Origin of the sequence: Novipirellula artificiosorum, assembly GCF_007860135.1 — a bacterium.
In the GTDB taxonomy this organism is placed as follows: Bacteria; Planctomycetota; Planctomycetia; order Pirellulales; family Pirellulaceae; genus Novipirellula_A; species Novipirellula_A artificiosorum.
Window position 1 is genome coordinate 147798 of record NZ_SJPV01000001.1, and the last position, 22097, is coordinate 169894.

At 55.7% G+C, this 22097-nt stretch carries 17 protein-coding genes; 8 read left to right on the top strand and 9 right to left on the bottom strand.

The window, feature by feature from the left end; genetic code table 11:
• Positions 1–45 precede the first annotated feature (45 nt).
• Both Poly41_RS00355 and Poly41_RS00360 read right to left on the bottom strand, forming a co-directional pair.
• Positions 46–1032, bottom strand: coding sequence for a dihydrodipicolinate synthase family protein (locus Poly41_RS00355; protein WP_146523957.1), 987 nt, complete (start codon positions 1030–1032; stop codon positions 46–48).
• A gap of 1 nt (position 1033) precedes the next feature.
• Positions 1034–1522: a thioredoxin family protein gene (locus tag Poly41_RS00360; protein WP_231615296.1), complete on the bottom strand. Its 489-nt coding sequence runs from the start codon at positions 1520–1522 to the stop codon at positions 1034–1036.
• A gap of 431 nt (positions 1523–1953) precedes the next feature.
• Between Poly41_RS00360 and Poly41_RS00365 the strand changes: the two genes are divergently transcribed.
• From Poly41_RS00365 to gluQRS, 3 genes are read left to right on the top strand one after another with little or no spacing between them, the layout of a single operon-like run.
• Positions 1954–3708 (top strand): divalent metal cation transporter, encoded by a 1755-nt coding sequence (locus tag Poly41_RS00365; protein WP_146523958.1) that lies wholly within the window; start codon positions 1954–1956, stop codon positions 3706–3708.
• Between the two features lie 2 nt (positions 3709–3710).
• Positions 3711–5102, top strand: coding sequence for an asparagine--tRNA ligase (gene asnS, locus Poly41_RS00370; RefSeq protein ID WP_146523959.1), 1392 nt, complete (start codon positions 3711–3713; stop codon positions 5100–5102).
• Positions 5102–6043, top strand: a complete 942-nt coding sequence (gene gluQRS, locus Poly41_RS00375) for a tRNA glutamyl-Q(34) synthetase GluQRS (protein WP_146523960.1) — start codon at positions 5102–5104, stop codon at positions 6041–6043. The genes asnS and gluQRS overlap by 1 nt, the downstream gene beginning before the upstream one ends.
• Here the strand turns inward: gluQRS and Poly41_RS00380 are convergent.
• Together Poly41_RS00380 and rho are read right to left on the bottom strand one after the other, a co-directional pair.
• Positions 5977–7014 carry an RluA family pseudouridine synthase gene (locus Poly41_RS00380; RefSeq protein WP_146523961.1) on the bottom strand — a complete coding sequence of 346 codons (1038 nt, stop codon included), beginning with the start codon at positions 7012–7014 and terminating at the stop codon, positions 5977–5979. The two genes, gluQRS and Poly41_RS00380, sit on opposite strands and share 67 nt — an antisense overlap.
• A 12-nt stretch (positions 7015–7026) precedes the next feature.
• Entirely contained in the window at positions 7027–8382 is a 1356-nt protein-coding gene (rho, locus tag Poly41_RS00385; protein ID WP_146523962.1) for a transcription termination factor Rho, read from the bottom strand.
• 1003 nt (positions 8383–9385) lie between these two features.
• On the opposite strand from rho, the gene Poly41_RS00390 reads away from it, so the two are divergent.
• Positions 9386–10933, top strand: coding sequence for a tetratricopeptide repeat protein (locus Poly41_RS00390; RefSeq protein ID WP_146523963.1), 1548 nt, complete (start codon positions 9386–9388; stop codon positions 10931–10933).
• Between the two features lie 75 nt (positions 10934–11008).
• Complete coding sequence (locus Poly41_RS00395) at positions 11009–12190, top strand: polysaccharide biosynthesis/export family protein (RefSeq protein ID WP_231615297.1); 1182 nt, start codon at positions 11009–11011, stop codon at positions 12188–12190.
• Positions 12191–12219: 29 nt separating this feature from the next.
• On the opposite strand, the gene Poly41_RS00400 is transcribed toward Poly41_RS00395, so the two are convergent.
• Complete coding sequence (locus Poly41_RS00400; protein ID WP_231615298.1) at positions 12220–12387, bottom strand: hypothetical protein; 168 nt, start codon at positions 12385–12387, stop codon at positions 12220–12222.
• Positions 12388–13083: 696 nt separating this feature from the next.
• On the opposite strand from Poly41_RS00400, the gene Poly41_RS00405 reads away from it, so the two are divergent.
• The 3 genes from Poly41_RS00405 (at position 13084) to Poly41_RS00415 (ending at position 15447) form a co-directional block, all read left to right on the top strand.
• Positions 13084–13578, top strand: a complete 495-nt coding sequence (locus Poly41_RS00405; RefSeq protein ID WP_146523964.1) for a low molecular weight protein-tyrosine-phosphatase — start codon at positions 13084–13086, stop codon at positions 13576–13578.
• Positions 13579–13743: 165 nt separating this feature from the next.
• Positions 13744–14529 carry a TIGR00282 family metallophosphoesterase gene (locus Poly41_RS00410; protein WP_146523965.1) on the top strand — a complete coding sequence of 262 codons (786 nt, stop codon included), beginning with the start codon at positions 13744–13746 and terminating at the stop codon, positions 14527–14529.
• 3 nt (positions 14530–14532) lie between these two features.
• Entirely contained in the window at positions 14533–15447 is a 915-nt protein-coding gene (locus tag Poly41_RS00415) for a sugar phosphate isomerase/epimerase family protein (RefSeq protein ID WP_146523966.1), read from the top strand.
• Positions 15448–15820: 373 nt separating this feature from the next.
• On the opposite strand, the gene Poly41_RS00420 is transcribed toward Poly41_RS00415, so the two are convergent.
• The 4 genes from Poly41_RS00420 to Poly41_RS00435 all read right to left on the bottom strand — a co-directional run bounded on the left by Poly41_RS00420 (position 15821) and on the right by Poly41_RS00435 (position 22041).
• Entirely contained in the window at positions 15821–16810 is a 990-nt protein-coding gene (locus Poly41_RS00420) for a sugar phosphate isomerase/epimerase family protein (protein ID WP_231615299.1), read from the bottom strand.
• A gap of 145 nt (positions 16811–16955) precedes the next feature.
• Positions 16956–20087: an FG-GAP-like repeat-containing protein gene (locus Poly41_RS00425; RefSeq protein ID WP_197230964.1), complete on the bottom strand. Its 3132-nt coding sequence runs from the start codon at positions 20085–20087 to the stop codon at positions 16956–16958.
• A 52-nt stretch (positions 20088–20139) separates the two neighbouring features.
• Positions 20140–21123, bottom strand: coding sequence for an aldolase catalytic domain-containing protein (locus Poly41_RS00430; protein ID WP_146523968.1), 984 nt, complete (start codon positions 21121–21123; stop codon positions 20140–20142).
• Positions 21124–21228: 105 nt separating this feature from the next.
• Positions 21229–22041, bottom strand: a complete 813-nt coding sequence (locus Poly41_RS00435; RefSeq protein ID WP_146523969.1) for a 3-keto-disaccharide hydrolase — start codon at positions 22039–22041, stop codon at positions 21229–21231.
• Between the last annotated feature and the right edge of the window lie 56 nt (positions 22042–22097).

Genomic DNA, 22097 nt, shown 5'->3' on the forward strand with positions numbered 1-22097 from the left:
GGCCTCATGCTCAACCATCGGCGGTAGGATTTCGTCGCCACCGTGTCAAAGTTGTTTCAGGATCCGCTGGACAATTTGCTCGAGGGTATCGACCGGCAAGTCGCACCGTGCACCATCCTTCGGCACGCTTTGCTGGGTCACCTTGTTGACCAAGGCGTCAATTTCCTGCTGGGTTTTCGCGATCGCTTCGCGTTGCTGCGCTGAAAGCGGCACACGTCCTGGGCCAAGGTTCCATCCTCGTGATCTTGCACCGGCACGAAAGCCCTCGGGGAACTCTCCGAGTCCAAGCATCACGTCAAACATCGGCAGCAGTTGATATTGAAGCCTCATGGCATCGTCGATCTCGCCAGCGACCACTGCGCGATGGATCGCACGAGTCAGTTCTGGTACGACGCCGCTGGTCGCATTGGTTCCTCCGTCGGCCCCCGCAATCAACATCAACGCGAGAGAAGCGTCCCACCCGGTTAAGAAGGCAAAGTCCTCTCGCATCGGCCGAATGGCAGCGATCATCCGCATCATCGTCGGCAAGTCACCGGTACTGTCTTTGATTCCAACCACACGAGGACATTCCGAGGCAAGCCGAATGACCGTTGGGACGTCGATTGGAGAAGCAAATAACGGAATGTTGTACAACGTGACATCGACCGAGACGGTGTCGGCGATCTCGCGAAAATAGGCATAAACCCCTTCGGCACTGAGCCGATAGTAAAACGGGGCGACAATCGCGACGGCGCGAACCCCCATCTCACCATAGGCATCACAAGCCGCAATGGTCTCTTTGACGTTGGCTTCGGCAGCCCCTGCCAAAACAGGGACTCGCCCCGCAGTTTGATCTACCACCACCTCGACAATACGTCGACGTTCCGCCGCGGTAAACCGCACAAATTCTCCGGTGCTCCCGTTCGGATACAAACCATCGACGCCACGTTCAATCAACCAGTCGATGTAACCACGGAGTCGATCCTCATCAACACGCCCATGATCATCGACAGGTGTCAGGTGCGGCGTCAGGATCCCAGAGATGCGATTCATGTTAACGTTTCAATGTTTCGCTCAAAAACTGATGAAGAACCGCAGCCGGTTGGTACCCCAGTCGGTGACCAACGATCTTGCCTTCTGGCATGCCGATCAGCGTCGTCGGGTAGGTCGTAATCTTGATTCTTCCTAGCGTGGCTTCGTTTTGTTGCGGTGTCAAATGAATTGCGACAAAGTCATGCGAGATTCGATCCTGGACCGAACGATCGCACCAGGTATCCCGCTGCATCGCATCGCAATAGACACAAGGATCACTGGAAATGTAAATCAGCATGGGAACATTCCTGCGACTCGATTCCAGCCATCCCTCTCGCAGGGTCTGGTACCACTTAACCGCAGGGCGTGGGTTCGATCCGACCGGCTTGATGTGCGTGAGGATCGGCAATTCAGCAGAACAGGGCCCTGCACTGCTAAGCCACAGCGCTACGGACATGAGCGACACGAGCATCGGGATCGCCGATGTCTTTGAAACCACGAATCTTTGCATGGCCATTGACTCCAGAAATAAGGAGGAAGAAGAAAACAGAACGCGGGTGATGACAAGAAATAACACCCTAAGTTCCCGAGACAACCTAAGCGTCGCGAATCCCCTTTGCAACACTTCTCCCCCCTCGGAGGAATCGTTGTCAGGAAAATCTTCGTTCTGGCGATCTTTCGCCATGCACGTGCAGGACGCCATCGGCAAGAAACGCATCCTACTACGGTATCTTTGAACAGCAGGGCGTCCCAATCCCTACCTGTACAAACCTACTGGCGATAGCGTCCAAGCTGGGATTCCAGCGCTTCGAGCGAAGGGACCAACCGAGACGGTTTTCGACAGCTGACTGATCGAACACCACATCGCAAGGTCGACATGCTAACATGCAGCGGCCCCTAAACCGTCCTTCCGTCGTCCGCCTTCCAGAGCCAAGCATTTTCATGGATTCAGCTAGCCCGTCCCGCTCCTCACTGGGAAACGAAAAAGTTCAATCGGACCGCGAAATGTTGCTGCAGGCCCAAGACGAAGGAAGGGTACTTGGAGCCTACGTGCGATTGTCTGGCCCTGGATGGCTGCAAAGCGCCATTACGCTTGGTGGCGGCTCGCTGGCTAGCGCACTGTTTCTTGGCGTCCTTGGCGGAACCAGTTTGCTGTGGTTGCAACTCGTTGCCATTCTGTTCGGTGTGATCATGCTGTCAGCGATCAGCTATGTCACACTCTCGACGGGTCGGCGTCCGTTCGAAGCGATCAATTCCGAAATTAACCCTGCACTGGGATGGGGATGGCTGATCGCAACTTGCACGGCAAACATGATCGCCTGTATGCCCCAATTCAGCCTTTGCTATGACGCGTTGGATCGCAACCTGTTTACGCTCGCAGGCGGTCAAGGACTCGGCGATGCGACACAGACCAAGCTGATCGTATCGGCCGTGTTGTTGATTGCCGCCGGCGCAATCGTGTTGATGAACACACATCGAGGTGCCACTGCCAAATTATTTGACTACTTTCTGAAGGCCCTCGTCGCGATGGTGGTGCTGTGCTTTTTTGGAGTGGTGGTCCTGCTTGCGGTCAACGGCAAGTTAGACTTCGGCAGGATCGTAGCGGGATTCATTCCGAGATTCGATCAGTGGACCACGCCAACGGGCGAATTGGGGGGGCTCATCGCAGGCTTGCCCGAAGAAATGCAAGCGTTTTGGTCCCAGCGCATCGTCGCGGCCCAGCGCAGCGTGATGATTGCTGCGGCGGCGACGGCGGTAGGGATCAACATGACGTTTTTGTTGCCTTATTCGATGCTAAGCCGAGGCTGGGACAAACCTTTCCGGGGCCTCGCGCGTTTTGATTTGTGCACAGGCATGGCGATTCCGTATTTGCTGGTCACCAGCTGCGTGGTGATCGCTGCATCGTTCACTTTCCACGCGGCAACGGATGAGCAGCTTGCGAGCGACGACCTGACGGAAATGAAGACCAGTTCGGTTTGGGCATCGGTCGAGCCCATCCTGATCGCTCGTGTGGATCAAGAGCTTGGGGCAGCGGCGGCAAGCACCGATGTCGAAGAAAAACTAGCCCTGGCTGCCGGTTTGAGTATCGAGGAGAAGACATTGGCTTTGTCGCTGGTTAAGCGGGATGCGTTTCAATTGTCGCAAACGCTCAGCCCGCTATTGGGCGAATCCCGTGCCAAGTTGGTTTTCGGGCTTGGTGTGTTCGGCATGGGCTTTTCCACCATCATGATTCTGATGCTGATCAACGGGTACGCGTTCCGCGAAATGGTCAATAAACCAGACGCAACGGCGCCGTTCGTGCTCGGTTGCATCGTCGCAGGTCTGGTCGGCGCCTGCTGGATCTATTTGTGGTCCGGTAGCGCGAGGTTCTGGCTAGCCATTTTTGCCCATTCCTTCAACGCAATGCTGTTGCCGATCGCTTATGTGACTTTTTTGTTGATGATGAACAGCCGTCGGATCTTAGGCAAGGAAAAGCCAACCGGGACACGCATGCTGGTTTGGAACCTGCTGATGACCCTTGCGGTCATCGGTTCGATCGCAGCAGCGGCGACCGCCATTTACGATAAGGCTATGGACAAGGACCATCCAATGGCGTTCTATGTGGTGATGGGAATCTTGATCACTTACGGCGCAATCGTGATCATTGGGTTCATGACGCGCAAACCCGATCGTCTAGCCGAGCAGAGCGAGAAATAAGCATGGATTGGATACGAATCGTTGACGCCCGAAAACCGGTGTCGGCCGGTACCTCATGCGAGGTGCGCGGTTGGGTGCGGACGCGCCGCGACAGCAAGGGGGGCTTCAGCTTTATCGAAGTCAATGACGGCAGCTGTCTCGGCAATTTGCAGGTCGTCGCCCCGTCCGAATTGGCGAATTACGCGGAGCAGGTCCAGAAGTTGACGGCGGGCTGCAGCGTCGTGATCGGCGGCAAACTCGAAGCATCACCCGCCAAAGGACAGGCAACGGAGCTTCATGCCAACAGCGTCCGTGTGCTCGGGTGGGCTGATCCAGAAACGTACCCGCTACAGAAGAAGCGGCACTCATTCGAGAAGCTGCGTGAGTGGGCACATCTTCGACCTCGCACGAACACCTTTGGCGCCGTGATGCGCGTGAGAAACCAAATCTGCCAATCCATTCACACCTTTTTTCACGAACACGGGTTCCTCTACACCCAAACACCGATCATCACCGCAAGTGATTGCGAGGGGGCCGGTGAAATGTTTCGGGTGACGACACTGGACCTCGAAACCTTGGCCCAATCCGGCGGCCCCGTGAAATACGAATACGACTTCTTTGACAAACCGGCTTTCTTAACCGTCAGCGGGCAGTTGGAGGGAGAAACGTTCGCGACAGCATTGGGACGGATTTATACCTTCGGCCCAACGTTCCGAGCAGAGAACAGCAACACGTCGCGTCACTTGGCCGAGTTCTGGATGGTTGAGCCCGAGGCCGCCTTCTTTGATCTGGCCGATGACATGCGATTGGCGGAAGACTTCTTGAAGCGAATCTTTACGGATTGTCTGAACCACTGTGACGAAGACATGCAGTTTTTCAATGAACGGATTCAGAAAGGGGTACTCGATCAAATCCGCAGTGTGGTCGAACGACCCTTTGGGCATATGACCTACACCGAGGCGATCGAGGTCTTGGAAAACTGTGACGCCAAGTTTGATTTCCCGGTGTCTTGGGGAACCGATTTGCAAGCCGAACATGAGCGTTTTTTGACGGAGCAACACGTCAAGGGCCCAGTGATCCTGACCGACTATCCTGCCACGATCAAACCGTTCTATATGCGTGTCAGTGACGATGGCAAGACGGTCGCCGCCATGGACGTTCTGGTTCCTGGAGTGGGCGAGATCATTGGCGGCAGCCAGCGTGAGGAACGACTCGACGTCCTCGTTCGGCGGATGGCGGAGGCGGGGCTTGAGGAAGCGGACTATTGGTGGTACCTCGATCTGCGTCGATTCGGAACCGTGCCGCATGCGGGATTCGGGCTGGGACTCGAACGAGCCGTTCAGTATGTAACGGGCATGGCGAACATTCGTGACGTGATTCCGTTTCCACGAACACCCGGCAATGCGGAATTCTGATGGGCTGCGGACGTTTAGCCCCCTCACCGACCGGAGCCCAACACCTCGGCAATGCTCGAACCTATCTGCTTGCCTATTGGGCGGCTCGAAACGAAGGGCAGCGCTTGCTGTTGCGGGTCGAAGACATCGATTCGCCGCGCGTGAAGCCCTGGGCCATACAACAGGCGATCGATGACCTTCGCTGGCTAGGAATCGAATGGGACGAGGGCCCTGACATGGGTGGCCCCCACGCGCCTTACCTACAAACCGAGCGACGTGACCGCTACGAAATTGCCGTCCAAACGCTCGTCGAAGCGAACCAGATTTATCCGTGTACGTGTACGCGCCGTGACATCGCCGATGCGGGATCGGCGCCCCACTTTGAGCACGAGGGCCCTCTCTATCCTGGAACCTGCGCCGCGTGGAGCGTTGGTGATCCACTTCCCGATCCAGGAACCTATTGCTGGCGGTTTCGTGTCCGTGACGAGGTCGTCGCGTTCGATGATCAGGTGTGTGGATTTCAGCAATGCAACCCGGCCCAGCATCTGGGTGATTTCCCAATCACTCAAAAAAGCGGAAACATCTCTTACCACTTGGCCGTCGTGCTTGATGACGGTGAAATGGGCATCACCCAAGTGGTTCGTGGTGATGATCTCTTGCCAAGTACGTTTCGGCATCTCGAACTCGCCAATGCGTTGCGAATAGAAAAACCGGCTTACGCCCACGTCCCGCTGGTTCTTGGGCCCGACGGCCGACGCTTGGCAAAGCGACATGGCGACACGCGTTTGAGCCATTTGCGTGAACAAGGGGTGTCACCCGAGCGGATCGTCGGCTGGGCCGCGGCGAGTGCAGGGCTTACCGATCACGACACACCGATCCCCGCCAAAGCGATGATTCAGCAGTTCTGTTGGCAGAGATTGAACCGATTCGCGGTCGTTGTGGCCGAATCGGATTTGCAGTAGTCCCGCGCTGTCGTTGCGTGGGATCGCCTGGGTTCTTGCCACCAATCGGGCTTGGGGCTTTCAAACTGTACCGGCTGTCCTAGGTTGGGGTCGGTCAAGGACAACCGATGAGCGTGCAGGCACAACGGTGGATCAAGGAGCGAATGAGTTTGCTGGTTCCCCAAAACGCCGCCTGGCCGATAAAGCAAGTCGCCCAAGACGGGGAAACCGAGTGACCAAAGGTGAACGCGGATTTGGTTGGTTCGCCCTGTAACGGGAACCGCATGCAAGAGCGTCGTCTGATCGGCAAGCCGCCCGACGACGTGAAATTCCGTTCGAGCGGGCAGTCCACCTTGGCTGGCGAATCGGGCACCGGCGGTATCGTGGCCCAAATGCTCACTTGCATTCGCGATCGGTCGTTCGCAGCAAAACGTTTCCCAGGGAACGTGTCCAACGACGCGGGTGAGGTAGAGCTTCCCCACTTCACGTCTCTCAAATTGGGGCTGGACAAAGCGAGCCGCCTCGCGTGTTCGGCAGAACAACACAACACCGGTGGTATTGGCGTCAAGCCGATGGGCCAGACGAAGCTTTTCGCCTGGATAGAATGGCTGCAACATCGAAAGCAGCGAGTTTCGGTTGAACCGCCCACAGGGATGAATCGGAAGCGGTGCCGGCTTATCGACCACAACCATGGATCCGTCCTGATGGAGAATGCCGATCGATGCATTGACATCGGGTTCCGTGACTTGTCGCATCACATGGACGTAGTGATCGCCAGCGTGAACAACCCGAGCAGCTTCCACCGCCGATGACTTGAACTGAATGTCACCGTCGTCGATCCACCTCAACCAAGATTGTCGCGGCGTCGGCGGATGGTACTGGCACAGGAAATCGATAAAACGCATCCCCGCGAACTTTGCCTTCACCCGGATCGTCCGCCGGTTTTCATAGGGCAGCCGGCCCGGCAAGGGATCGATAAGCAAACGTTTCATTAGCGAGATGCACTACAGCGACGTCTTCGCGCCACTGATCAACTTGATGAATTCATCGTTGGTGTCGAAACGTCCCAATTGTTTCGTCAATTGCTCCATCGCATCGACCGGATGCATGCTGCTCAACGTTCGCCTCAGCATGGTGACTGCTTCGTAGGTTTCTTCGTCATGAAGCAACTCTTCGCGACGCGTTCCACTTTGGCTGATGTCGATCGAAGGCCAAACCCGTCGGTCGGCCAAGCGTCGGTCGAGGACCAATTCCATATTCCCCGTTCCTTTGAACTCTTGGAAAATCGCTTCGTCCATGCGGCTATTGGTATCCACCAAGGCTGTGCCGACGATGGTCAGCGACCCTCCTTCGTCGAATGCACGGGCGGTTGCAAACAACTTTTTCGGGATGTCCATTGCCTTGATGTCCAAACCGCCGGTCATCGTTGCGCCACCACGTCCGCCACGGCCAACCCATTTGTTAAAAGCCCGCGCCAAACGAGTGATCGAATCGAGCATCAAGAACACATCTTGGCCCATCTCGGCCAAGCGGCGTGCTCGGTCGATGACCAATTGGCTGAGCCGAACATGGCTTTCAACATCCATGTCCAAACTACTCGCAACCACCTCGCCTCCATGCACGCTTCGGCGCATGTCGGTGACCTCTTCGGGGCGTTCGTCGATCAGCAAAACGATCAAGGTCACTTCAGGATGATTCGCCGACATCCCCGCTGCGATATCTTGCAGCATGACCGTTTTTCCGCTTCTTGGTGGAGCGACGATCAATGCCCGCTGGCCGCGGCCGAGCGGTGCCAATAAGTCGATGACGCGATTGGTCAGCGGTTTGCGCCCACATTCGAGCCGGAGCCATTTTTCGGGGTTGATCGCGGTCAGCGAATCGAAGTCTTTGACATCCAAGAACTTCTCTGGCTCCATCCCATCGACGTCCAAAATCTCGCGGACCCGAGGCCCCTGTTGACGCCGGGCTTGTTGAACCATCGCTTTGAGCATCACGCCTTGGCGAAGTCCAAACTTTTCAATCATCGTACCGGGAACGAACGCATCGCTGCGTTCACGCGAGTAGTTGTTTTCGGGGCTACGCATGAAGCCGTAACCGTTCGGGTGCAGTTCCAGGATGCCAACATTCTCTTCCAAAGGCGCATCGCTCGCGAAATCAGCGGGCTCGCCGGTTGGATTCGATTGAGGCCCCTGACCGTTTTGCGACCCGCCTCCTCCTCCACCACCACCGCCACGGCGGCGGCGGCGGACACGCGGCTTGCCATTTCCGCCATTGCTATTGTTGCTGCTGTTCCCGTAAGAGCCAGAAGATCCGTTGCCCGAACCACCTCGGCCACGACTGGTACGCTTTTTTTTCACCATGTTTGATCCAGATACGCTGTACACAATGTCCTAACCGACGCGAAGAACAAACTCGCAAGGGGCCCTTCAATGATGCGTTCGATGCCAAAAAACAGGCGTTGGAACTCAATTGACGTGGCCGCGCTGGGGATTCGCTAAGACAAAGCTGGTAGCAGCGGGAAATCGAAGAAATACCGCAGTAAACAAATGGAAATGAAAACCACTTAGGCAACGGCGGTTACAAAGCCTAAGCAGCTTGATTTGTCCCCAAACTGAGGACTCGCTGAATGACAGATTTTTCTCAGGGGAGAGATGCGACTAAAAAATCGTTCCGTAATTCCGTTCTGAAACGCATGGCATGATACGATTGCGCTGAACCAATTTCATCGCGACAATCTTCGGCTGACTGTCCGGATGGACTCGCAGGACCCACAACCGTTGTCCAAGAACCAGCCGATCCTAGTGATCCTTTGTTGTGACCGAACCGAAACCCTCAATCTCAAGCCATTCTCATTCGGCGAGTGCAATTGCTTTTCCGGAGCAAATTACTGAGAGGGACGCAGTCGAGATCGTCCACAAGAAGAAGAGCGGTCACACCTGTCGCAACCACCTTCATTACATGCCTGAAATATAGACTCAGGAAACTCACTGTCAAGAGTGATTGGAGAGCGGGGGGGGCGGAACTCCAAAAAAACTCGGCAAAACACTCGCTTTCTGCGCCGGAAAAAGGAATCAGACCGCCACGACACCCCCATTTTAGCGTGAATCCAAGACTCCCTCCGGCGAAAAGTGCCCAGTACCCGCCTGGGAAGGTCTAACGGTTGTGACGGATTTCCACCATGCATCCCGGTGATCCGTGGTCACCGGTCCAGTTTCGCAGGCAACGGGTGTACCGGTTATCCGATTCAAAACCCTATGCCGGCCCATAGCGGATGCACGGATTGTTCGCTCGCCGATCCATGAGGTCTGGGGCGGTTCCCAGCAGCCGGACGGCTGAACTCCAACAGGATGGACGGAAAAAATCGTGACCCGTAGTCAAATCAACGCCAAAAACGATTGCAACGGCAGCCGTTCCTCTCGTGGCAACCCGATGGTGGTGCTGCTGCTTGTGGCCGTCTTGCTTGGCTTGGTCAGTTCCGATCTGGTGATGTCAACCGTCGTGCGATTGGGCGCGGATTCCCTTTCGGCTCAGCCCCATTCGCCAGCCCTGGAAACGGTCGATCGCTCCTCGTCCCACGCGACGCCCTCGGAACAGAGCGTCTCCGCAATCAACAGTACAAGCAACGCAACGGCCAAGCGGATCGAATCGGCGCGGCCGCATAGCGAACTCGTTTCTGGCTCCCAAGCGAGTGATGGGGTTGCCCCCAGTCGCCCCGATGAGACCTTGCCGCCACTTCCCGCAATCAAACCCAACAGCTCCCGAACCTTAGCGTCATCCCGACTCCCTCATCCCGACTCGCTACAGCAATGGCCCGGCACGGCGCTCGAGCCCTCGCTTCCCTACACCAGCACAACCGAATTCAAATCCACGTGTCGCCGGTTGCTCAATCAAGCGGCCCACGAATACCGAGTGGGAGCATGGTTATCGGCAGAAACGTCCGCTTGGTCGGCACTCGCCTATTCCACCGAAGCGATTCAGATATCACTACGTGAAAACCGCCAGCACCGAGGCTACGACGTACAACAACGAATGCATGCCTCGGCCGATCCGGTTGCCCTCTTACAATCCGCTCGAACGGCCATGTTCGAGGCGCGCGATTTTGACCAACAATTGAATGCCGAGAACCCGCTCCGTATCCAAACGGTTGTTCGATCCCACCGATCGAAAATTTTCACGGACGTCGATTTGCAAACCGTTTCAGCTGTCCAGGCGGTGGAAGCTTATTTGGAGCACGCGAGACAAACGTTCGGCAGCTTGGCGAGCGAGAATTGGCAAGCAGCCGAAGCGATGGACTTGCTTGCCACCATCTATTTAGCTCGCAACGATCCTGCGACGTTGCCGAGCGGTACGGCGCTGTGTTTGCGCCGAGCGGCACTTCAGGGCCAACCTTCCAATGCCGACCTGGCATCACGACTCGGTATGCAACTTGCCCAAGTCGGGTTGTTCGATGAGGCGCGCCGCGTCCTTCAACACTCGTTGTCAATTCGCCCCGATCGGAACACGCAAGTATCGCTCGCCGGCGTTTTGCGATCGACCGGTTATGACCAACAGGCCGCAATGCTCGAAAGTGCAATCGCTCAGTCCAACGCGATGAACCCTTCCTCCGTCGAGTCGGTCCGCATCCCGGACGTGGTGCAATTGTCACCCGAAGAATTCGCTTCGATTTCTCGCCCCATCGTTCCCGAAATGTCATCGAGTTCAGACAGCCAAGTCACAGGGCGGACAACGGCCAGACCGCAGGCCGCTTTGGCATCAGCGCGATTGACGCAAACAGCGTCCATCGCCGTAGCGTCGCAGCGACAAGCGGTCACCGAAGAGAGCTCCCACGAAGCGACCGTGGACGAAGAAGAACCGATCTTAAAACATTCGCCGATTCGCCGAACCCTGCAATCGATGCGAAAATGGTGGTAGCACGTCATGAACATTGAGCGACGCCAAACCGATCACTTCCATCAGCGATCCGACGCGACAACAACCACAAATCAAATGACAAGACAGCCCCAATATCGATGTTTGTTTTTGATCTTCATCGCCATGGCGGTTTGTACGTCCGTCATTGTGTCAGCAAGACCAAGCGCGGCTCAGGAGTGTCAATGCCGAAACGTCCCCGGTGGCTATCCCTGCCCCAGTGGCTGCGAGAAATGCAGTGTCGGCGTTGATTGTAGCGACAGTTGTGGCGCCGAGCTTCGTTGGGAAAACATGCGTCCGTTGCCATTCGGTTTGTACGGGCCGGGAGGCTATGCTGGGCCGTCGCGCTTGGCACATCTGGGGGAATACCGGTTGCGGCCTGGGGACGAAGTCCAAGTGTTCTATCTGATCACTCGCAGCCAATCGTCGGGCATGTACCGATTGACCCCCGGCGACTCCATCTTGATTGAATCGGTGACCAATCCTGAGTACACCCGCGGAACGCTGGAAAACGGTCTGGTGATTCAGCCGGATGGGACGATCACGGTGCGGTTGCTCGGACAAGTTCGTGCTGCAGGCTTATCGATCAGTCAATTGAAAGAGGTCTTGAACGAAGAATACGAAAAATACTCGAATGAACCTGCAATCGATGTCACGCCAGTGAAAACCAACACCCTTGCCGAAGATGTCCGCGCAGCGGTGGGGGGGCAAAACGGGTTCTCGCAGCAGGCCATCACGGTAAGAGTAATGCCGGACGGAAAAATCCGCCTGCCCGGAATCGGCGAAGTTTGCGTCCAAGGTTTCTCGCTCGGCGAGCTGAAACGCGAAATGAATCTAAGATACCGCGAGATCGTCGTTGGATTGGAAACCGAACCGATCCTGGCGACTCAGGCACCCCACTATGTTCACGTCTTGGGCGAAGTGGGTACGCCAAACCGAATCCAGCTGGAAGGACCGACGACGGTGCTCGGCGCGATCGCCTCGTCGGGTGGCCATCTGCCAACGGGGAACCTGCGGCAAGTTGTCGTGTTCCGACGGGCCGAAGATTGGCGATTGATTTCAACGATGTTGGACTTGCAGGGGGCCATCTATGGCAAACGCCCAACACCAGCTGACGAAATCTGGGTCCGCGACGGCGATGTGATCATCGTGCCCGCCCGCCCCATTGTCCGATTCGACAACTGGGTGCAACAAATCTTTACTAACGGAGTCTACGGGCTTATCCCACCCGGACTGCAATACGGCAACAGCTCCAACTAAGCGTCGCCGTGTCGCGTTCCGTTTTTACTCTACACAATCGGCTGCTCGGCGGGAGTCTGCGCCAATGCTGCCTGGTCTTCCGCCCGCTTGAGTGCTAGCTCCACTCGCGCGAGCAAATCATCCGCCTTCTCGGCGTGCTCGGAACCGCTGACCTGCGCCGAGGCAATGAATTCGGCATTGCAGTGTTGACACGCCACGGTGCATCCCAAAAGTGATGCGCGAATCTCAACCCTTCGTCCACATCTGGGACAAGATTGCGTGAAACGAACACGGTGTGAAGATGTCATCATCAAAATCCTTGTAGTTGACGGTTCCATAGGCGACGTTCAGATTCTAACCCTTGCGGGGCCTTAAGGCAAGGAAATTGCCTCAAGCCGATCCAGGCTGATTCAATTTGCCACGGCTTCCCTGCTCGAGAAACCGAGTGCCCGATTCTCACCCCCCTTTCAGGGTGGTCAAAAAACACACACTGGATTCCACCTGTTCCGTTGCAGCAGATAGGAGCCCCGTGCCCTGTGCCCTGTGCAAGGAGCTCCGTACAAGCAGAACTTCGGAATCTCGTTCGAATGCTCCATCGAACCAAAACGTGTCCAAAAAGGCACCTCCTCGCAGGTCCTATCATTGGCGCTTTGGGTATCGTTTGGCAAGTCGTCAATATGACACCACTGTGTCGTCATCAGGTTCGGGGTACCAGAATCGGGATCGGAATGGCAACGTCTTTCCCGGTAAATCTGGTGAATCGAGGGGATCCACCCACCACGGAGACGCAGGGAAAGAAAATCGCTTGGGTTTCGCTTTCCGCCCAGACGCCTTACGATCTTTGGATGAGTTCCCGTCCGGATCGGCGCGGGGTGTTTCGAGACTTTCACCGGCGAACCAGGTGAGAATTGCCAATGATCAAGCGTGTTTTATTCGTCTGCATGGGAAACATTTGTCGATCTCCCGCTGGCGAGGCCGTGATGAAACGGTTTGCCCAAGAATACGGGATCGATGTGATCGTGGAATCGGCCGGGACGCATGACTACCATATCGGAAAAAAGCCTGATCCGAGGATGCAAACTGCTGCCGAGGCCCGCGGTTATGAAATGACCAGTCGGGCGCGGCAAGTGAAGGCAGCCGACTTGAAACCGGGACGCTTTGACTTGGTATTAGCCATGGATGCTGAAAACCACGCGGATTTGCATCGTATGGCCAAGGGGTCGAAGCTGCACATCCGAATGTTTGGAGACTACCTCGACGATCATTGGCCCAAAGATGTCCCTGATCCTTACTATGGTGGTGAGGAAGGTTTTGCAGAGGTGTTGGACATGCTCGAAGAGGGATGCCCTTTGATTCTGCAAACGCTCGCCGGCGAGGATATTTTTGATGGGGCATTTGACGACGAGTAGCCCGCTTTTCTGCCATCGCGTCTTGACTCGCAAGCGTAGCAAGATCATCACGCCTAGCCGTTCCGGGGACGCTGCGTGGGCAGGAGGCTTCCTTTCACAGAGCCCTTCGCCGCCGAGGATCGGTTCGACGGCCGCTTTCGGTGACGCCACGGAGTGATTTTTTTAATGCGAGTTCTTTTCCTTGGCGATCTTGTTGGCAAACCGGGTTACTCGGCGACGCTTCAATACGCGCGGGCGCTTCGACACGAGTTGGATTTGGATGCGCTGGTGGTGAACGCGGAGAACGCGGCCGACGGATCCGGCTTGACGAATCGTCAGTTTTCGCGACTCCTCGATGCGGGGGTCGATGCGATCACGATGGGCGACCACATCTATCGCGAATGGGAACTCGCCAAAACACTTCGCAAGAGTGATCGAATCGTCAAGCCCGCGAATTTCCCTCCGGATGCGCCCGGACGCTGCTGGACCACGATCACAACGAGTGCGGGGGAAACGCTTGCGATCGTCTCGCTACTCGGGCGAGTCTTCATGCGGCCTGTCGATTGTCCTTTTCAAGCGATCGATCGAGTGCTGCATGAACTCGACGGCGTGACCAGCCATATCCTTGTCGATCTCCACGCCGAAGCGACTAGCGACAAACAAGTCATCGGTCGCTACTTAGACGGGCGTGTTTCGGCCGTGTTGGGGACTCACACCCATGTTCCGACGGCTGACGCATGTCTCTTTCCAGGTGGGACGGCATTTCAGTGTGACGTAGGGATGTGCGGTGCGTATGAGAGTATCATAGGCCGTGACATCGCGAGAGTGACACTCACGACGCGAACGAATGAACCGTGCCATTTCTATGTCGCAACCCATGACGTCCGCTTGTGCGGCGCGCTTGTCGAAACGGATTCAGCGGGTCGTGCGACATCGATTGAACGATTTGAGAAAAAAATACCCACGAGCTAAACCATGAAACGTCGCCTCTTTCTTCAAAGTCTACTGGCTGCCGGATCGGTCGGCTGCCTCGCCTCTCCCTTGCTGGGCCGGGCTCCCATTCTGCGACAAGGGCCGTCGCGATTCCAAATCGGATTAGCGGCTTACTCGCTACGCGACTACTTTTCCTTCATGAAAGGTAAACCGCGAAAGGCGCGCGAGGATGGCCCTGCGATCGATATGCAGGGGTTCCTCGATTACTGTGTCCGCGAGGGCTTCGATACTGCCGAATTGACCAGTTACTTTTTTGAACCGACTCCCTCCAAGGACTATTTTTTGGAGCTGAAACGTAAAGCGTATGAGCAGGGCTTGATCATCTCGGGGACTGCAATTGGCAACAACTTTACGATCGGCAAGGGACCAAAGTTGGATGCAGAAATCGAGCAGGCAAAGTACTGGATCGACAACGCCGCAACCCTTGGGGCACCGCATATTCGCTTCTTTGCGGGAACGCGGCAGCAACTTGACGAACAACCCGAGCGGATGGCTGAGGCGATCGACGCGATTGAAACGTGTGCTCAATACGCAGCAACCCAAGGCATTTTTCTGGGGGTGGAAAATCACGGCAAGCTGACAGCCGAACAATGCTTGACGATCATGCGGCAAGTGCAAAGCCCTTGGGTGGGGATGAACCTCGACACCGGCAACTTCAGCTCCGACGATCCCTACGCCGACCTCGAAGCATGTGTCCCCTATGCGGTCAACGTGCAAGTAAAAGCCAGCATGCACTCCGCGAGTGGGAAAAAAACGCCGGCAGATTTCGATCGGATCGGCAACATCCTTCGTGACGCTGGCTACCAAGGTTTCGTCATTTTGGAATACGAAGATTCGCAACCCTACGAGAACATTCCTCGCTTGACCGACGCACTTCGCAAAGCGCTCGGTCAATAAGGTACGCCATCGCGGTCTTGTGGCGTCTCCGTTTTATTTAGAGCATTTCCATAAAACACGTAGGTCCGGTTCCTTCAGGTCATCGCGGGGCAGGCGTGGAGGGCTATTCATCCGTCCAAACCTATTCCCCGTAACCCTTTGTATGCAATCAGCTTACACCGATTGAGTAAGAAACAGACTGCGCGAGTTGGAGTCGTAGGCTTTAGCCAATTCAGCAAGGATCCAGCACGCAATCGGCTAAAGCCTACCACTCCAACGAATCATCCGGGCTCGTGCATTTTGATCTTGAACGATAGGCGCCGTCGCCAGACGGTGCCTATCAATCTGGCGAACGCGGCGACGATTGGAGGCCACATCATGGTTCCAAATGCGACTAAGCGAAGGCTTTTCTCAGCATCGCCAAGCTTTTTGGGATTGCGGTTTCGTGCGGTTCGCTTCCCTCGAACTCCAGCGAAATGTAGCCTCGATAGTTCACATGACGCAGGATGCTGGCAACTCGGTCGTAGTCGATGTCCAGCGTGTACCAAGTGCCGCCACCATAGTACGTCTTCGCCTGAACGAAGACGGCCTCGGGGGCAAGTTGTTTGTACTGGTCGTACTGATTCTCTAAGAAGTTGCCCGTATCCATGGTCGCTCGCAACCAAGGCGAATCGACCTCGCCGATCACCCTTAAAACCCCTTCTGCCGTGCGTCCAAGTCCCCAGTGGTTTTCCAATCCCAACACGACACCACACGTTTCGGCCGTGGGCAAGCATTTTTCAAACGATTCACGAACCCATCCAAATCCGTCTTCATCGGTGTATCCTTCAAGTCGCGGCTCGATCCCTTTGTTGGCCATCAATTCGTCGAAGTTTCCCGACGTGCCCCAGCGCCCCGTGTTCACACGGATCGTTGGGATGCCCATTTTGTACGCCATTTCGATACAGCGGATCGTGTGGTCAATGTTTTCTTGACGCTTGTCCGCGTCGGGTGAAACAAACGATTGATGAGTGGACATGCCGCAAAGGTCCAAACCGAGTCGGAAGGCGCGCTGTTTGATGCGCTGCAGCATCGCATCCGATTCATCTTCCATCTGCACGTGTAGTATCTCGACTGCATCGAAGCCCGTGTCAGCTGCCAAATCAATGCACTCAAGAATCGACAACTTGCTATCGCTGCGGTAACGCCAATACGAGTAGGTCGATACCGCAATGGGATTGGGTGGGGTCGAGCGGGATGGTGAAGCATCCTCGGCGAAAAGAAACTTTGGCAAACAGGCCACTGCCGCGGCTCCGACCGACCCGATTGCCAATTGACGCCGATTAAGATGCATACCTGCCGTAGAAACGTTCTTGTTCATGTCTTGCTCGCGGGAGTTTGTCATAGACCGATTGGTTGATGCGATCGCTGCCGATCGTCCATCGTCGTTTTGAAGGCCTGATTGTAGCCTGTGCAATCTGCTCACGTTTCGAACTCGGATCGGCTGGGAACGAATGAAGCGATGTTTTCTTGCAGCACGTACAAGAAATTCAATCCAGTCGCACGATCGAATCCTTTTCGATTAGCAAGTATCGCGCCCCGGGTTGGACCGCGTTGTGCCGCTGGGTACTGCCATCGGGCCATGTGACCCGAATGTCCACCTTGCCAACGCGATTTCCGAGGCCAAAGTGGACCAACGGTTCGGGACGCCCAGCGTACCCGGTGCCAGCGGTCACCATGGCGATTAACGGCGGAATGGAGTCGAGGATCTCAATTCTTGTTCCGATCGCTGAACGCTCCGCTCGGGTTCCCACGACTTGAAACTGCAAGAATCCAGGATCTGCTTCCGTCCGATTCTCGATCACGGCGACCGGCAACTCCAAATCCGTCGTGACCGCATCAAGCCGCCCGTCACGGTTGTAGTCACAGGCGATCACGGTCCGGGTCAACTGCAGTGTTGACCAAAACAATTCGGAGGATGACGGCATATCGGCTTCGATGAAATGGTCACCTCGATTGACAAGCAACTGCGGACGCATGCGGAACGCCTGTCCGCTGTGAGTAAAATCATCAATGTGCCCGTTACCAATCATCAGATCGACCCAGCCGTTGTTGTCATAATCAATCGCCTGCAACCCGAAACCTACATGGTGGTCGCTGAACCGATCCAAACCGTACAGCGGCGCCGTATCGCGAAACACGCCATGCGACTTCTGCTGGTAATAACAAAGCCATTCATCAAACCAATTTGTCACGACCAGATCAGGCATGCCATTGCGGTCAAAGTCAGCAACCGTGACTCCCATGCATGCCGTTGTCTTGCCTTGACAACTCGTTGCCAAGCCCGCAGTGGTTGCCACCTGCGAGAGCTGGACCGATTCCGGTGGGCCTTTGACCCGCCAATACTGGTTTGGCCGAGTGTCATTGGTGATAAAAAATTCGAGGCCCGTTGATCCATCGAAGTCGGTAACGGCTAAACCCAAGCCAGGATTCGCATCGTCACCGATTTGCGGAACCGATTTACGATCCGACATGCCGGTGGTTTCCGCCGCTTCCCGATTGACTTCCGAGACTTCGCTACCAAGGGGAATCCGTTTTGCGGTTCCATCGGGGTTGGCTAACCATACGACATCCAAACCGGACCTGAATTTATTGGGGCCGGGATAATTGGCAGCCATGCCGCTCGGCATGACGATGAGCGGGTCGAAGATACTTGGATCATCCGCATAGTTGACCTCGATCAAATCGACCAAAGTATCCGAATTGACGTCGGCCAAGGCAAGTGACGAGGTGAACGTATCCGCGTCAATTCCAATCGACTCGGTACGATCAACAAAGGAACCGTCGCCTTGATTGATAAAGATTCGATTGACGCCGAGATTCCCAACAACAATGTCATCAAAACCATCCTGATTCCAATCACCTGCGGTGATACAGATCGAGTATCCCCGATCGTCGACCCCGGCAAAATCCGTCACATCCAGAAAGCGGTTGCCGACATGACGAAACAAGGCATTCGGCCGTGTCCCCATGATCTCGGGTGGATCGGCGGACGATTGGCCGAAGTAGAAATCAATCCAACCGTCAAGGTCATAGTCCAGGACCGCGCCGCCGCCGCCAAGGCTTTCGTGCAATCGCATCAGACGCGACACGCGGTCGGGTAGGTTGTGGTACGCGAACTCGATGCCGACTTGCTCGGCGACATTGACCAAAACGGGCGTCGCGGGAGGGCCATCGGGCACAAACGCTTGCTTCGCATCGGATCCTGACAGCCTATTCGACAACTCGATCCCCATGTCTGGATTGGGATAGTCCTGCAATTCCATGCCGGCTAAGACCACTCGGCGACGTTCCTCCTCTGGCAAGCTCGTCATCTCACGACACTGTCGAGTAACCGCCTCGGAATCACCAAACGCTTCTGGGTGCCGGGGGGCAACGCTACGCAGCCATGCGCACGCCTGTTCCAGTTGCCCGAGTTGCTGCAAGTCAGAAATCAAGTACTTCGCGGCCCGAATGTCTTCGGGTTGACGAGGCCCCACCGCCACAAAGGCCTCGATCGGCCCCGGCAGCGCAAACCGGCGTTCGTCGATCTTGCGAGCCAACTCGGTTTCACCTTTGCGAAGCAGTGCCCCGATCAGTCGTTGGTGTGACAATTCGAAAGTCGGTTCAACCCACAGTGCTTGAGCATAGGCGGCGATGGCATGATCGTCCTTTTGTTGTGACGCCCAATCATCACCGATCGCGATCCAATACCCGGGATACCGCTTGATTCCCTCCGTCCCTAGGCTGACCGTTTGATGCATCAAATCGTATTGCTGAAGATCGGTTTGGGTCATCGCCAACAGCGACAATGCCTCGTTCGATGGATCGGTATCAACAATCCGCTCCAGCAGTTGCATTGCGATGCGAAACCGTTTTTCGTGAATCAAGTCCCACGCATCACCCAGGGTCGACGGCTGCGAGGCTTCAACGGCTTCCTCGGAATCGGCAGGTTGCTCGGACGCTTTGCGTTGCTCCTCGACAATTTGCTCGCGAGATTTGGGCCAACGCGTTACGTTTAGCAATCGGCGTAAATGATCTTCGTTGGCCACTCCCCGCCGGACCATTTCCGCAAGTTCCCAGCCAGCTTCGACACGCTTGCCCGACGCATAAAGATCATCCACCAGAAACTCGCGGACCGAATCGAGGGAATCATCGAGCTGCAAGATTTCACGCCAAACCTCGATCGATTCATTGAGTTGGCCAATTTGCCGCAAATAGTCGGCCCTTTGCCCCAGCGCTGCCAATCCAAACATCCGGTCGTCTGAGGGAATCGCAGCCAAGAGATCGATGGCTTCATTTAGCCGATCCGATTCGCCATTGAGCCGAGCCATCAGAAACAAGGCTCGGACGTGGCCAGGGTCTTGAAGCAACAATTCTTTCAACGCAAACTCGGCCGCAGCTTCGTTTTCATCGACGATGGCCTGTTCCGCTTCGCCTAACAATTGCTTGACCGAAGCGCGAGATCCATCGGCGGATCGAATCATCGATCGTGACGTCGCCACCTCAACGGGGCGAGGTGGAAGCGGGGGCGCTGCGGGTTCGCAGCCAGCAAAGAGCACCACCGCAAACAGCGACACTCTCGAAACCACCAGCACGCCAGCCGCCACGCAACTCGACCCCTGCGGGCGAGCAGAATCCAAGAACGATTTCCGACCGATCCGAAGCAGGGGCGGCAGACCTAACATCTACTTCTCAAATTTCCGACTTGAGCTCATCATAGAACTTGACGAAGTCATCCTTTGTCTCTGACTTGCGATACTTGATCGCGTGCTGAGGATGCAGGTTCAATTGTCCCGTAATGTTGAAGGGAATCAACGGCCCCCATTCTACCGTGTCACGCAGCGGGATGATGTGGTCTTGCAGCAACTTGATCACGGGCCGCAGCGAGAATTTTGGGTTTCGGAGGAAACCGAGCAATATTTCCATTGGGCAATTGCCGGCACCGCGACCGAGTCCCAACATGGTCGCATCGACTCGATTCGATCCCAGAATGATCGCTTCGATCGTGTTGGCAAACGCCAACTGCATGTTGTTGTGAGCGTGAATCCCGATCTCTTTCCCGGTACCTTCCATCGCGGCAGCGTATTTCTTGTAAAGTCGGTCGATCTGTTCTCGGTACAAATGCCCAAAACTGTCGACAATCACCATCGTACCTGCGGGCGTGGGAGCAATGCTCTCGAGAACCGTGTCGATTTCGGTTTCGGTGATGTTCGAAACCGCCATCAGGTTGGCCATCGTTTCGTAGCCCAGATCATGGAAATGGTTGATCATTTCGACCGCCTCGGATACCTGGTGGGCATAGAAGGCCACGCGAATCAGGTCCAGCACGCTTTCACTGCGTGGCACGACTTGAACCTTCCAGTCGCTTTTTTCGGCATCGGCCATGGCCGCCAATTTCAGCCCGGTCTTTTCCGCATCGTGGCCACCCACGACTCGATTCAAATCGTCTTCGTCGCAATGACGCCAAGCACCAAATTCCGATTTGGGGAACAACCGCGGCGAGTTCTTGTATCCAATCTCCATGTAGTCGATGCCGGCTTGGATGCAAGTATCGTAGACCGCTCGGACGACTTCATCGGTAAATTGGTGGTTATTGATCAACCCCCCATCCCGGATCGTGCAATCCAAGACTTTCAATTCGGGGCGATAAGTAATCCACGGTGCTTTCTCGGACATCTAGTTCCCTTTTCGTAACCACAGCCTAGGAGGAATTTCTCAAGCAGTCATTGTGATCAGGATCAGGAAGGAACTCAAGGCGGGACGGACCGAAGGCAGGCGGGATCAGAAATCGGTATTGGCCGAGGGGTACTCCATCGGCTTAATCCAGATGTTCCGGTACAGCACTTCGTGGCCTTCGCACTGCAATTTGATACCGCCCGGCGTGTCGGTGATCCCCTTTCCTTGATCATCATTGTCGCCATTGATTCCCGAATTCGGACCTCCCCATACTCGAGTGATCGGTTGGTTTTCATGAACCTTGTTGCCGTTGAAGTACATCGTCACAAGCGCCTTGTGAGTTCGCTCCCCGTCGTTGAATCGAGCTGCACGGAAAACAATGTCGTACGCGTTCCATTTGCCAATGCCGTTGTAGGCTTCGTAAGGAGACTCCGTTTCGTTGATCACCGCAGCCATGCCATGCTTGGTCTTGTCACCGTCAAGCACCTGGATTTCGTAACGGTTTTGCAGGTACACGCCGCTGTTACCACCTGGTTTGGTGATCAGAAATTCCACATGCAAGCGAAAGTCGCGGAACAATTTCTTTGTCACCACGTCCGCCGTTCCATACAATCCGCCAGCCGCAACCGGATCGTCGGTCATCAAGACGGTCCCCTCGCCAACCGGGTCCTTTACGATCTTCCATTTGATCGGAAGCGACGATGCAAACCTGGGGCCCTGCCAATAGGTCCATTTTTCATCCAGCATCGCACGTGAACCGTCAAACAGAACCTCCCCGCCGTCGATCGGTTCGGCCCCAACACCCATGTGCTTGGACGCATTCGTTTGCGTCGCTTCGGCAGGTGACGCTGCCGGAGCGATTGCAGCGGACGAGTTCATGACAACAAAGACAAGAGCAAGACGTAGAGGCCGCAACATGATGGGGTAACCTTCGAGGACGTGTAGACAAACAGGGCCCCCCTTTGCAGGGGAAT